We start from the raw sequence: 13172 nt of genomic DNA, 5'->3' as shown, positions 1-13172 counted from the left end.
AGTCTATATATTAGCTTTTGTCTGAATAATCGAAGGAATATAAAATGCTAAATCTTGGTTTAAATTTTCTGAGTTTACTTGCGTTATTAGATATGTTGCTAGCCCTATTAATTTTGAATGAATCCCGAAAAAAAGCATCATCTAGAGAAGCTTTTGATATTATTCAATGGATTTTTGTTCCGATCGCAATGCTATTGTGTGGATTTATTTTGCTTTTTCAGGGATGGAGACTCGACCCAATATTATTTTTTGTTATGTTTTTGTTACATATTGTATTGGTCTTTTTGTTAATTAAAACTTTTCTATACAATTTTGTTTCTAATCAAAAAGTTTTTCAAATTATTCAATGGATATTTATTATGATTTTTTTTCCGGCCGCAGTGCTATTATGTGGAGGAATTTTGTTATTTCAGGGTTGGAGGCTCGACCCAATATTATCTTTTGCTATGTTTTTGTTAATTACTGTATCTATATTTTTGGGTATTAAAGATATATCTAAGTAAGTTGCTTCGATACTCAAAAAAAATATTGAATAACAGAGATAGAAACCATGAAATTTGTTAAGTCTTTTTCCTAAATATCTAAAGATAAAAGTAGATAATAATTTTTCTATGTAATAACAAATTATTTGTGTCTCTCCAGAAATGCTGGTGTTAGGAAAACTACTACCTTTTTGTAAGTTAATTTTCTTCAATTAATTTGAATAAATTTAATTATGTTTCAAAATAAAACTCCACCTATAAAGCCTCTGAATGTAGAAAATGTTTTTAGTGCTGGTTTAAGAATTTATCGAGATAATTTTAAGTCATATTTTGGTGTATCTATTCGAGCAAATTTATGGTTTTTATTGCCATTTTTAGCTTTGATTCCTGTACCTCTATTTTTTATGTATGGTCAGCCAGAAAACTTGCTTTTTTTACTACTCATTCCAATTTGGCTATTGCTATTTTTATATTGTTCGGCAAAATCAATTGTTAATAGTGCGATAATTGCTAGATTGGTATTCGGCGAATTAGTAAATCAACCAGAAACAGTGCGTGAAGCTAGACGGATTATGGCTCCTAAAATATGGGCTTTTTTCTTAGCGTTGTTTCTATTGTTTTTAATGGAAATGGGAATTTGGCTTTGTTTTTCTATGGTGATAGGAATTATTGCTGGTATTATCACTGCTATTATGGAAGATCCTGCTCAACAAATTGTTGGAATTTTAGCATTTTTAGGTTTAATTGTAATTATTCTTTTCCCCATTTTTTTGAACTTCTATTTACGATTATTAATTCGTTTTTTTATTATTGATATCCCCTTGGCTGTTGAAGAAAATATTACAGCAACTCAAACCATAGGACGTAGTTGGGAATTAACTAAAGGATATGTAGGGCGGATTTTTTTGATATTAATCGTAGGAGTTTTGATAACAATTCCCATTGGTATAATTCAACAAATTATTGCCACAGAAATTAAAGGCATTTTACTAACTACAGTTCCGACTCCATCAAGGGACCCAAGTTTTCAGATACTATCATTTTTAATTCGATATATCATTGGTTTATTAGGTAATCTTTTGTTATTACCATTTCGGCAAGCGATAAAAGCTGTAGTTTATTATGACCTCAGAACTCATCGGGAAGGTATAGGTTTAGAGTTAAGAAAACGGGAAATTTAATTTTGTTGCCAGGATAAATTTATTTATATCTCAAAATAAAATTTTATCTATGGAGCCTCTAAATGTCGGAAATGTTATTACTGCTGCTTATCTAGCTTATGAAGAAGGTGCTAGGTTTTAGGTAATGGGTTTGAGGTCGTAGGTTATATCATGTCCGGTTGAATAGTTATAAATAACGACCAGAATCCTCAGGAGGCTTGAATTTGAGAACAAATAAGGAAAAAAAGTCACCTCCTCAGAAGGAAACAAAAACATGAAGAATAAAGGAAAAAGATGGAACAAGAGGAGAAAGTTTTTTTATCACTAATTATCCGGACATAAATAATATTAAATCTTAATTGAGTTTGAATTAATAAATAAAAGCTGCCTGAAGAAAATGTTAAAAAATTAAGTTAACTATGGAGCGATCGCTATTTTTCTTTCTATACTAGAGTTGTTAATAAACAACTTTAAAAAGAGAATTAAAGCCACAGAAATTATCTAATTTCCTTGCTGCTTTTCCTCTTTAAATCCATTTTTTGTTCTTTCTCCCATCTTACAAATTAGTAGAGAAAATTTTATGCAAGTCGCCTCCAAACCAGAAACAACAAATATCGATCGCTCCCCATCGGAAACCATCACCCTAGATGTCAGTGGGATGAAATGTGCCGGATGTGTCAAAGCAGTCGAACGCCAACTCACCCAACAAACAGGCGTTATCTCCGCTCTAGTCAACCTCGCAACCGAAGTAGCAACCGTCCAATGCCAAACAGGGGCGATCGATCCAAACACCCTCGCCGAAAAACTCACAAATAACGGTTTCCCTACTCAACCACGTCTCGACACCTCCGAAATAGACGCAACCAAAAAACAAACCGAGCGGCATAACCAAGAAATTAAACAACAAATTAGACGGATAGCGATCGCTGCTTTCCTCATTATTCTCTCAGGTATGGGACATCTGGGTCACTTCATTGGTCTAGAAATTCCCATTTTGGGCAATATTTGGTTTCATGCAGCATTAGCAACCTTAGCTTTATTACTACCAGGACGTGAAATTATCATCGACGGTATTCAAAGTCTTTGGCGAAACGCTCCCAACATGAACACCTTAGTTGGTCTCGGCGCCCTGACTGCCTACATTGCCAGTGTTGTTGCTCTACTATTTCCCGAATTAGGTTGGGAATGCTTTTTTGACGAACCAGTAATGATCCTTGGTTTCATCCTTCTTGGCAAAACCCTCGAACAACAAGCAAGATATCGAGCAGCATCTACTCTCCAGTCATTAATAGCACTCCAACCTGCAACCGCACATTTAGTTCCCCCACCAAACGGGGAGAATAATTCTGAGTCTGTAGAAATTCCAGCTTCACGAGTCAAAGTCGGAGAATATCTCCAAGTATTGCCCGGAGAAAAAATTCCTGTGGATGGAGAAATATGTAATGGCAGAACAACAATAGATGAGTCGATGCTGACTGGGGAGTCTATACCTGTAACAAAAGAATGTGGTGCTAAAGTTACTGCCGGAACTATTAATAACTCAGGCGCTATAGTTATTCAGGCAACTCACACAGGTTCGGAAACTACATTAGCTCAAATAGTTAAATTAGTCGAAACCGCTCAAACCCGCAAAGCACCCATTCAAAATTTGGCAGATACCGTGGCAGGTTATTTTACCTACGGCGTAATGACCATCGCTTCCGCAACCTTCCTCTTTTGGTATTTAGCAGGTACTAATATCTGGCCGAATGTGTTGCAGATGACCGACCATGAAGGGATGATGATGGCACATTCCACTTCTACTTCCCCACTATTATTAAGTTTAAAATTAACTATCGCCGTCTTAGTTATTGCTTGTCCTTGTGCATTAGGTTTAGCAACACCCACCGCAATATTAGTAGGTTCGGGTGTCGGTGCAGAAAGAGGTTTATTAATTAAAGGTGGGGATGTGCTGGAAAAAGTACATGAGTTAGATACTATTGTCTTTGACAAAACTGGAACATTAACCACAGGTCATCCCACCGTTACCGATATTATCGGAGATAACCCGCAATGGTTATTACAAGTTGCAGCGACTGTGGAAAGTGGTGCGAGTCATCCCTTGGCAAAAGCAATTTTACAAAAAGCTCAACAAGAGGGTGTCTCATTACTCACAGCAACAGACTTTCACACCGAAGCTGGTTTAGGAATCTCTGCTGTTGTAGATGGTAAACCTGCTTTAGTGGGAAATTTGGAATGGTTGAAAAGCCATGAAATTATTGTCAATGCTGAAAATATCCCCTCTTTAAATGGCAAAACCGCAGTTTATATTGCTGTGGATGGAATATTAGCTGGAGTTATCGGAGTTAGCGATGTGCTTCGGGATGACGCTAAAGCAACAGTGCAACGTTTACAAAGTATGGGTTTAAGAGTGATGTTATTAACAGGCGATCGCTCTTCTGTTGCCGAAACTATTGGCCAACAGTTAAATATAAATTCAAAAGATATTTTGGCAGAAGTGGCACCATCTGGAAAAGCAGAAGCGATCGCTTCTTTGCAGTCAAATGCGGGAAAAGTGGCAATGGTAGGAGATGGTATTAATGATGCTCCTGCTCTAGCTCAAGCAAATGTGGGTATTGGGATGCAAGCTGGTACAGATGTGGCAGTGGAAGCTGCTGATATTGTATTGATGCAGGATAAATTGATGGATGTGGTGCAGTCAATTAAACTCAGTCGTACTACTTTCAACAAAATTCGTCAAAACTTATTTTGGGCTTTTGCCTATAATATTGTGGGCATTCCTGTAGCTGCGGGGGTGTTGTTGCCGAGTTTTGGTATTATTCTCAACCCTGCTGCAGCGGGTGCTTTTATGGCATTTAGTTCCGTGAGTGTTGTGACAAACTCTTTATTACTGCGTAGCACATTTCGTTGAACAATAGTTAATTAGGAGTCAGATGGGGACCCACCCCTAACCCCTCCCAGGAGGGGAATTTGGGGAGATGGGGGGATGAAGAGTGTGGGAGAAATTAAAAAATATATATCCTCACCATTACCAAAAAATGAGGTCCAAAGTCTCCCCTTTTAAGGGGATGAAAAAAATATTCAATTCAGTATTTCAAGCCTCTGACTTTAGTCGGAGGTACTGATAACTGATAACTGATAACTGAAATGACCATGTAGGACTACCCAGAAGTGAAGAGAATTTAGGAAGGTTTGCGCTCTGGCACTCAGATCAAACATTTTTTGGTAGTGTTGCATTAATGGTAAGTGGAGATAAGGAACACTTAGAACGGGAGCAAGATGCTCCCACTGGTTATATCATCAGGACTTACGCACGGACACTAAATCGAGTGAGGGCGAATGCCATTCGCCCCTACATATGACGTTTTCAAGGTGAATTTGCGTAAGTCCCGATCGTGTCCGGATAATTAGTGATAAAAAATTTTCTCCTTTTCTTCCTGTTTCTTCTTCTTTCTTCCCTCCTGACTCCTGACTCCTGACTCCTGACTCCTCCATTAAATGCTGTCTATAAATTCCCAATTAGGATTTTCTATTATCGACTTACTTAACAAATCAAATTTTTGACGGCAATGATTATCTGATTTTAAAGGAATTTCTTCATTTCTAACAACTATATTTATGCGTGTTTTTTCAGTATTAGTTGCTATGGCAACATTGATTTCTATAGTAATAAGTTGAGAGAAAATTACTTGACCATGAACTTCACTAGCCATTAAATAATTGCCTCGAATATAGACAACTTCAAAACCACAATAACTCAGAATATCTGTCAAAATTAACTGTATATTTTCTACATCGACAGCTACAGTAAATAAACCAGTATAGCGAGCCATAAAAAACTCCAATAATAGAAAAATTATTTGAATTGAAGAAGGAAGAAGGAAGAAGGAAGAAGGAAAAAGTGGATGAGGACTCAAACCCCAACAAGCTTGTAAACACCGCTTATGAAGTTCGAGGTATTATAGCGCTACGCGCAAATCAGAAGTCAGAAGTCAGAAGTCGGAACTCAGAAGTAATCCCTGACTGAGTTTGAGAATTTATCAATGTCCGCGCCCTATTTGCGTAGTGCTATAAAGCCAAAAGAAAAAGATAAAATATAAATTAATATTCTATATACTCCCTATAGGTAATAATATAATATTTTGTCTGTAAAAAAAACAGATCCTCTCGCTTCAACGGCAAATATCTCTATTTTTCCTGTTCTAGTTTTCATTTATTTATAAGTATTCAACAATACATTATAGAATAATTTAATTAATAGGAATCCTAAATAATTAGTAAGAATTTTGTAAGCATTCAGCCATCAGCTATTGCTTTTAGTTTGAGATAAAAGCTTTACTAATTGAGCCAGAATTTATACTTATATCATGTCCGGTTGAACAGTTATAAATAAACTACGGAGGAGTCAGGAGTCAGGAGTGAGGAGTTAGGAGGAAATAAAGAAGAAGAAAGAAGAGGAGAAGGAGAAAGTTTTTTGATCACTAATTATCCGGACATGATATTACTATAAAAGCTGGCTGAAACAGTCTATATTCATTTAAACCCCCTTATAAGAGCTGAGAGCTGACAGCTAATAGCTGAATGCTTAAAGAATTTTATTACTTCGATGTCTGCCATTTCTTATTCCCTAAAAGTCTAGGAACACAGCTAAAATAAAATTATTGCTATCAAGAAATTAGTAATTATTAGCAAATTCTAAAAAAGCAGTTAAAAATAGATAAATAAATGCAAAATGATAGGTAAATTCATTGTCTTTGAAGGTGTTGAAGGAGGGGGTAAAACCACTCAAATTCAACTGTTACAAAATTGGCTATTATATAAAAAACAATCAAACAAACTTTTATCAAAATTTATAGATTTAGAAGTAATTGTCACGCGAGAACCAGGAGGAACAAAATTAGGTCAAGCTTTACGAGTATTACTATTAAATACAGATATATCTGGAGAACAAATTCAAGAAAGAGCAGAATTGTTACTATATGCAGCAGATAGGTCTCAACATATTGAAAACTTGATTAAACCCTATTTAGAAAAAGGGGCTATAGTATTGTGCGATCGCTTTACTGATTCGACTATTGCTTATCAAGGATATGGTCGTGGTTTAGATTTAGATTTAATTCAAAAACTCAATCATATTGCTACAGGTGGCTTAAAAAGCGACTTAACTTTTTGGTTAGATATTGATGTTAAAATTGGTTTAACTAGAGCTAAAAATAGAGGGAAAATTGATAGGATGGAACAAGCAGATATTCAATTTCATAAAAGGGTACAAAAAGGCTATCAAGAATTAGCTAAAAGTAATCCTTCGATAGTACGAATAGATGCTAATCTAACCATAGATAAAGTTCAAGAACAAATTCAAGAAGTTATGAGGAAAAAATTAATAGAATGGACTTGAAGAAGGAAGAAGGAAGAAGGAAGAAGGAAGAAAAAATGGATGAGGACTCAAACCCCAACCAATTGTCAACAACCTGTAGATTGTGAGGTATTAAACTCATAAAGGGAAAGAGATTTTTTTAAGTATTGATCTTAAAATAGCGTTTCTCAAGTTACTGAGGCATGGTTGTTTTTCTTATTTTTTATCAAAATAATATAGGTCGCGCAACCCCGCCTTTTAAGGCTAAATATTTTTGGAAAGTTGCTCAAAATCCCCATTACAAAAATAACTTCTGACTTCTGACTTCTGACTTCTGACTTCCTTAATCCCTACTCCCTAAAAAAAAGGAATTTTTTACTTCACAATCATTGGAATTGCTATATGTTGAAATTATACGAATTTTCTACCTCTGGTAACTGCTATAAAATCCGTCTACTGTTAACTCAGTTAGAAATCCCTTTTGAAAGAATTGAAATTAATATTACAAAAGAAGAAAGTCGTACCCCAGAATTTTTACAAAAAAATCCTAATGGTAAAATACCTGCCTTAGNTGTTCTATTGTCTCTGAGCAAGGAAATTTAGTTGAATAAAAAGTCATGCGTAGGGGCGAACGAACCCTTATAGTCTTTATGATATCACAAAAATTGTAAGAATGCAGCCAAAAATCATTTGACCCGCTGATTTTTTGGAGCTTCACAGAATGAAAATTTTAGTGGCTTTCCACTGAGAAGGTTTATAGATGGAAGAATTAGATGATAGGAAAAACCAGTATATTGAAGTTTCACAGAATGCAAAAGTTAGTACTAGCTGACATAGCAGTCTAAGGGAATAAATCTTCTGATTCTAATATTAAAAAGAGGGGAGTATTTTTCAATCTTTTTCCTGTATTGCCCCTATTCCACATTACTAAACCGACATATTAAGGTAATCATTATTTCTCAAGCCTAAAAACTTAATACTAAGTAAATTCTATAATTAATTAGGGCTTGCTGATTAAATCTAAAAGCATTGACATATAAATACTTTAGCCTTTTTAGGGCTATTAAAAAGTGCACCTGTTTCAGTCTAAAACACTCAAAAAGTTAGTATTTTAGGCGCATAGTTAGGCAGAAAAATCAAGGTACAATTCTTACTTCTACCTTCTCGCTCATTCCCATTTCTCTTGTCTCCTGTCTCCTGTCTCCTGTCTCCTACCCCTACTAAAAGACTTTTCAGAAACCCTAATTAACCATAAGCACCATGAGGTAGAAACCCCAAAATTCGCTTCAATCTTTCATCTGCTTCTTCATAACAATGACTTGGCATCTGATAATTCATAAATGGTGCATATTTATGTCCAACTAATCTTTTTCCATAAGTGATTTGTGTAATGTACCGGGTGACAGAAGATGAATTTCTAGAACCTCTATGCCAAACTTGATTGTTAAAACAAACTGCAGTACCCATTCCTCCAAGACAACTATGAATTTTATCTTCATATCCTAAAAGATTACCATCACAAAACTTACCAAACAGATGTGAACCTGGAATAACTTGGGTTGGTCCGTTATCTGGAGAAAATACATCAGTTAAGTAACAATTAACGGAAAATGCTAGAACATTCAAGCGAATATTGTTTAAGGGTTTACCATCAAGAGAAAGAACGTGTGGTGTATCATCTTGATGCCAAGCATTGTTTGCTAATCCATCATTTTGAGGAGGAACTTTAAAAGAATTATTGTGGATAACATGAACAACATTAGCATTAGGAATTCCATCATTTCTTGAGTAACCTCTTCCATTTGCTCCACCGATTAAATGTTCTGCAAATGTAACAATTGGTTCCATGGCAAACAAGTCTAAATTATCTTGGGAATGCTCAAACATTCGCTCCATTATTTTGATTGATGTGTAAGCTTTTGCTACTGGATTAGACCTGTCAGATTGTTCTTCTTCAGTTTTCCTTAAAATTCCATCTAAGTCATTTCTAAGAAGTTTACATTTTTCAGGTGTTAATACATTAGGAATGACTAAAAAACCATTAGTATGAAAAGATTCAATCCATGTATTTAATTGTTCTGTTGATGGAGTTTTATCAGCTAAATATTCAGGCATTTTTTTCATTATTTTTTATAAGTATTAATTGTTAATTACTTTAGTATAAAAAATAAGGAAAAAGTAGGGAGTAAGCCGGGTTCTGTTCTCTTACCTGAAACCAGCTAAGAGGGCAGTTATCTATCTGGGATGCCTGTTACCAGACACCTCTAGCGGTACACTTGACAACGGAGCTGGAAAAAGACCAACCATTGCCCCTCCGACCTTGCTCCCCGCCGGGGTTTACCTAGCCAGTACCTCACGATACTGCTGGTGCGCTCTTACCACACCTTTGCACCCTTACCTCAGAGACTTGAATAATATCTCATCTCCAGGGCGGTATTTTTCTGTGGCACTATCCTCACGATCGCTCGCACTGGGCGTTATCCAGCAAGCTTGGTCTTTTGGGAGCCCGGACTTTCCTCAGACCCAAGATATTGAGTCCGCAACTGCCTCACCTACTTTATCCCTATATTTAGAATATATTATCAAATAAATTACCTATTGTTAATTTTTTACCCAGAATTATTTTGATGATGAGTATAGAAAAAATTAATAGGGAGTCATTTCAGTTATCAGTTATCAGTTATCAGTACCTCTGCAATAAGGAGGCTACGAAAATACGGAATTATCTTTTTTTTATCCCCTTAAAAGGCGAGGTTTTAGACCCAATTATTTTGGTAAAATAATTTCTTAGGGACGCTAGAAGGTTGCTTACTTCTGATTTTTAATTCTACATTTTGAAGTACCTAATGTCTCCTAATCTTCTGCTTCAATAGTAGTTGAAAGATTTTCAAACCATCCTCTTCGCCAAAAAAAGTAAATCAAACTAATAGCAGTAGAAAACATTATGACTAAGCAAAGAGGATAACCATAATACCAATCTAATTCTGGCATATTCCAAGGAGAATCTGCTGGGTCAAAATTCATCCCATAAATTCCGGCGATAAAAGTTAAAGGAATAAAAATTGATGAGATAACAGTTAGTAGCTTCATTACTTCATTCATTTTATTATTGACAGAGGACAAATAAATATCCATTAAATCAGAAGCTAAATCTCTGTAAGTTTCTACTATATCTCTGAGTTGAATTGTATGTTCATAACAGTCTCTAAAATAAACCAATACATCAGGATTGATTAAATTACTACCATCTCGAATCAGAATATTAATTGCTTCTCTTGATGACCAAATAGCTCGACGTAGTGTTAATAATTCTCGCCTCAGTTTATAGATTTTTTGCATGGTATGACGGTCTGGTTTAAATACTACTTCATCTTCTAATATCTCTATCCTTTCTCCATATTCTTCTAATACAGGAAAAAATCCATCAATGATTGTATCTACTAGAGAATAAGCTAAATAATCTACTTTTTGTTTCCGAATAATTCCTTGATTATTTTTGATTCTTTCTCGTACAGGTTTCAGACAATCATATTCAGGATTTTCTTGGACTGTGATTAAATGTTTTTCTCCTAAAATAATACTGACTTGCTCTTTTTCAAATGATTCTGAATCTGATTTTATTCTTACCATCCAGGTAATAATTATGAGTTGATTTTTGTCATGTATAACTTTAGGTCTTTGTGGTACATTAACAATATCTCCAACACTCAGAGGATGTATTTGAAATACTTTTGCCATCTGTTGCCAAGATGTTTTATTGCCTAAACCAAGTACATTAATCCAAGAAATTGAATCTGATTTGAGGTAGGGAATACAAATTTCTGGGTTTGCTATTTTGATCCTGGTAGCTATATTTTTTGTATAATCTATCAGAGCCATCTCTGGTGGTGGAGCATCAGGTTCTAAATTGAGAGTTCCAGGTAAATCTTCTGGATCGTCATAATAATAGTCAACATGAGATTCTTCTTCTGAAGGTAATTCATAAGAATTAGGTTGTATATTGATTGAATGTGCCATAATTTGAAAATATGAAAATTATAAGTACTACTTCTAACAATTTTAAGTTTGATAAATAAAGTGATATAAGGTGATTTTCTTTTAACTTTATTTTTTTGATAACAGGGGTTGAAATATATTTTTAAATTGACGTTATATCATGTCTGCTTAATTAGTGATAAAAAACTTTCTTATTCTTTTACTTCTTTATTTCCTCCTGACTCCTGTACGTCGCCAATCCGACGGATCTTCTACCTGACTCCTGACTCCTCCGTTGTTATTTATTAAGTATTCAACCTGACATGATATTATTCCTTCTTATCTTTAATTTTGACAATTGGAAAACTTAAAAAATTTATATTTGTCTCAATAATAATTATGAAAACAAAAAATATACTGTTTTTAAGTAATGGTCACGGAGAAGATACACATAATTGTCAAATTATTAAAGCTTTTACAAAAATTTGTTCAGATACAACTATATCAGCTATGCCTATTGTTGGTGCTGGTAATAGTTATAAAAATTTAGGAATACCAATTATTGGCCCTACATCAAATATGCCATCAGGGGGTTTTTTTTATCTAAACCCTTTATTATTATTTAAAGACTTGGGACAGGGATTAATTAGTTTAACTTGGCGACAGTTACAAACAGTTTGGCAATTTGCAAAAAACTGTGATTTAGTTATGGCTACTGGAGATATTGTAGTCGCAGCGATCGCTTATTGGACCAAGTTGCCTTATGTGGTGTTTCTTTCGGCTGATTCTAGTTATTATGAAGATCGAATTAATTTGGGTTTAATATTGCCAAAATTACTGAATAATTCTAGATGTTTAAAAGTTTTTGTTAGAGATGCTTTGACTGCAACAGATTTAAACCGACAAGGAATTAAAAAGGCAGAATTTGTCGGTACGCCTGTGATGGATAATTTAATTTCTACAGGAAAAGATTTACAGCTTAAACCAGGATTATTTACTATTGGTATTTTACCTGGTTCTCGTTTACCGGAGGCTGGCAGAAATTTATCATTGCTACTTAAATTGGTCAGAGAAATTGTCAAATTTATGGGAGAAAATGTTTGTCAGTTTCGAGTAGCTGCTGTTCCTATTTTAATGTCTGAACTAGAGGCAGTCGCTACTTCTGAAAATTGGCAATATCAAGCAGGTAAGTTGACGTTTTTAACTGAGGAATATTCAATAGAAGTAATTTTTTACGAGGATGCTTTTGCCGATATTTTACAACAATCAAATTTGGTAATTGGGATGGCAGGAACTGCAATTGAACAAGCAGTAGGATTAGGAAAACCTGTCATTACTATCCCCGGTGAAGGTCCTTCATTTACTTATCGGTTTGCGGAAGCTCAAACCAGACTTTTAGGTTGTTCAGTACAGGTTATTGGTAAACAACCAGCTAATAATTTTATTCTGCAAGAAGCAGCTCAAAAAGTAAAAGAAACTTTGGCAGATAAGGAATATTTAGAAGCTTGTATTCGTAATGGTATTCAAAGGATGGGTAGACCTGGTGGTAGTGAGAAAATAGCTGATTATTTAATTCAATATTTGAGTAGGGAATAGGAAGTTCATTAATGGATAATGGATAATTCATTAATGGATAATTACCTCTGGTTAAAACCGTTACGGAATTGAATGTAAGGAAATATTATATTATGTCTGGTAGCATCGGTCTTGTATAGCAAAGGTAGGCAACAGGCAACAGCTCATCTGGCAACAGGCAGGAATACTTAAGAGCAAGAAAAAACTTAAATTTCCTGGAGATATTCACTCTTGGGTTTACACAAACGATACCAGCGGACATGATATTATTTCTTTTCTCTTGGTCGATTGGATATGGCTCCGAGACCTCGCCATCCCACCCTGCGGGAAGCTACGCTAACGACCAATTTTTCCCCTTGAAAGGGGAGGCTTGAAACCAGAATTATTTAATTATTAATTAGGGCTTGCTGATTAAATCTAAAAGTATTTACAGATAAAGGTAAGTGCCTTTTTGGGGCCTTGAAAAAGTGCCTGATTTTCAGCTATTGATGCTCAAAAAGTTAATATTTTAGGCGCATAGTTGGGCAGAAAAATCCCAAATTGACAATTGTTACTCCTACCTCCTTGCTCCCGACCCATTTCTCCCGACCCATTTCTCCCGACCCATTTCTCCTGTCTTCCCCA

The 13172-nt window shown here is 35.1% G+C and carries 11 protein-coding genes and 1 other RNA gene; 8 read left to right on the top strand and 4 right to left on the bottom strand.

All coding sequences use genetic code 11. The annotated features are described in order from the left end of the window. The first annotated feature begins 44 nt into the window (after window positions 1-44). From F6K13_RS34835 to F6K13_RS01565, 4 genes are all read left to right on the top strand, one after another. Window positions 45-503: a Ycf66 family protein gene (locus F6K13_RS34835; protein WP_339379471.1), complete on the top strand. Its 459-nt coding sequence runs from the start codon at window positions 45-47 to the stop codon at window positions 501-503. Between the two features lie 212 nt (window positions 504-715). Beyond that, window positions 716-1663, top strand: coding sequence for a DUF975 domain-containing protein (locus F6K13_RS01575; RefSeq protein ID WP_124155557.1), 948 nt, complete (start codon window positions 716-718; stop codon window positions 1661-1663). A 559-nt stretch (window positions 1664-2222) separates the two neighbouring features. Then, window positions 2223-4553, top strand: a complete 2331-nt coding sequence (locus tag F6K13_RS01570) for a cation-translocating P-type ATPase (protein ID WP_287286712.1) — start codon at window positions 2223-2225, stop codon at window positions 4551-4553. 328 nt (window positions 4554-4881) lie between these two features. Continuing rightward, a complete protein-coding gene (locus tag F6K13_RS01565) occupies window positions 4882-5004 on the top strand; it encodes a hypothetical protein (protein ID WP_287239355.1) in 123 nt (40 codons plus the stop codon). 132 nt (window positions 5005-5136) lie between these two features. Here F6K13_RS01565 and F6K13_RS01560 read toward each other — a convergent pair whose 3' ends face one another. After that, window positions 5137-5475: a hypothetical protein gene (locus tag F6K13_RS01560; protein ID WP_124145465.1), complete on the bottom strand. Its 339-nt coding sequence runs from the start codon at window positions 5473-5475 to the stop codon at window positions 5137-5139. A gap of 32 nt (window positions 5476-5507) precedes the next feature. On the opposite strand from F6K13_RS01560, the gene F6K13_RS01555 reads away from it, so the two are divergent. The 3 genes from F6K13_RS01555 (at window position 5508) to F6K13_RS01545 (ending at window position 7601) form a co-directional block, all read left to right on the top strand. After that, window positions 5508-5669, top strand: a complete 162-nt coding sequence (locus F6K13_RS01555) for a hypothetical protein (RefSeq protein ID WP_161565096.1) — start codon at window positions 5508-5510, stop codon at window positions 5667-5669. A 705-nt stretch (window positions 5670-6374) separates the two neighbouring features. Further along, window positions 6375-7040 carry a dTMP kinase gene (gene tmk, locus F6K13_RS01550; RefSeq protein ID WP_124145466.1) on the top strand — a complete coding sequence of 222 codons (666 nt, stop codon included), beginning with the start codon at window positions 6375-6377 and terminating at the stop codon, window positions 7038-7040. A 360-nt stretch (window positions 7041-7400) separates the two neighbouring features. Continuing rightward, entirely contained in the window at window positions 7401-7601 is a 201-nt protein-coding gene (locus F6K13_RS01545) for a glutathione S-transferase N-terminal domain-containing protein (protein ID WP_287286711.1), read from the top strand. A 642-nt stretch (window positions 7602-8243) separates the two neighbouring features. Here F6K13_RS01545 and F6K13_RS01540 read toward each other — a convergent pair. The 3 genes from F6K13_RS01540 to corA form a co-directional block, all read right to left on the bottom strand. Next, a complete protein-coding gene (locus tag F6K13_RS01540; RefSeq protein ID WP_287286710.1) occupies window positions 8244-9122 on the bottom strand; it encodes a phytanoyl-CoA dioxygenase family protein in 879 nt (292 codons plus the stop codon). A gap of 46 nt (window positions 9123-9168) precedes the next feature. After that, window positions 9169-9558, bottom strand: an RNA gene (rnpB, locus tag F6K13_RS01535) — RNase P RNA component class A. Window positions 9559-9851: 293 nt separating this feature from the next. Next, window positions 9852-11015: a magnesium/cobalt transporter CorA gene (gene corA / locus F6K13_RS01530; RefSeq protein ID WP_124145782.1), complete on the bottom strand. Its 1164-nt coding sequence runs from the start codon at window positions 11013-11015 to the stop codon at window positions 9852-9854. Window positions 11016-11372: 357 nt separating this feature from the next. Between corA and F6K13_RS01525 the strand changes: the two genes are divergently transcribed. Continuing rightward, window positions 11373-12569 carry a lipid-A-disaccharide synthase-related protein gene (locus F6K13_RS01525; protein WP_124145783.1) on the top strand — a complete coding sequence of 399 codons (1197 nt, stop codon included), beginning with the start codon at window positions 11373-11375 and terminating at the stop codon, window positions 12567-12569. Window positions 12570-13172: the final 603 nt, after the last annotated feature.

This window comes from Okeania sp. SIO2B9 (genome assembly GCF_010672505.1).
In the GTDB taxonomy this organism is placed as follows: domain Bacteria; phylum Cyanobacteriota; class Cyanobacteriia; order Cyanobacteriales; family Microcoleaceae; genus Okeania; species Okeania hirsuta.
This window is presented reverse-complemented; position numbering and strand designations above follow the sequence as displayed.

Excerpts from the sequence above, each read along its gene's own strand:
- F6K13_RS01540 (WP_287286710.1), bottom strand. The coding sequence starts at position 9,122 with ATGAAAAAAATGCCTGAATATTTAGCTGATAAAACTCCATCAACAGAA.
- F6K13_RS01575 (WP_124155557.1), top strand. The coding sequence starts at position 716 with ATGTTTCAAAATAAAACTCCACCTATAAAGCCTCTGAATGTAGAAAAT.
- F6K13_RS01525 (WP_124145783.1), top strand. The coding sequence starts at position 11,373 with ATGAAAACAAAAAATATACTGTTTTTAAGTAATGGTCACGGAGAAGAT.
- corA (WP_124145782.1), bottom strand. The coding sequence starts at position 11,015 with ATGGCACATTCAATCAATATACAACCTAATTCTTATGAATTACCTTCA.
- F6K13_RS34835 (WP_339379471.1), top strand. The coding sequence starts at position 45 with ATGCTAAATCTTGGTTTAAATTTTCTGAGTTTACTTGCGTTATTAGAT.
- F6K13_RS01560 (WP_124145465.1), bottom strand. The coding sequence starts at position 5,475 with ATGGCTCGCTATACTGGTTTATTTACTGTAGCTGTCGATGTAGAAAAT.
- F6K13_RS01570 (WP_287286712.1), top strand. The coding sequence starts at position 2,223 with ATGCAAGTCGCCTCCAAACCAGAAACAACAAATATCGATCGCTCCCCA.
- F6K13_RS01565 (WP_287239355.1), top strand. The coding sequence starts at position 4,882 with ATGGTAAGTGGAGATAAGGAACACTTAGAACGGGAGCAAGATGCTCCC.
- tmk (WP_124145466.1), top strand. The coding sequence starts at position 6,375 with ATGATAGGTAAATTCATTGTCTTTGAAGGTGTTGAAGGAGGGGGTAAA.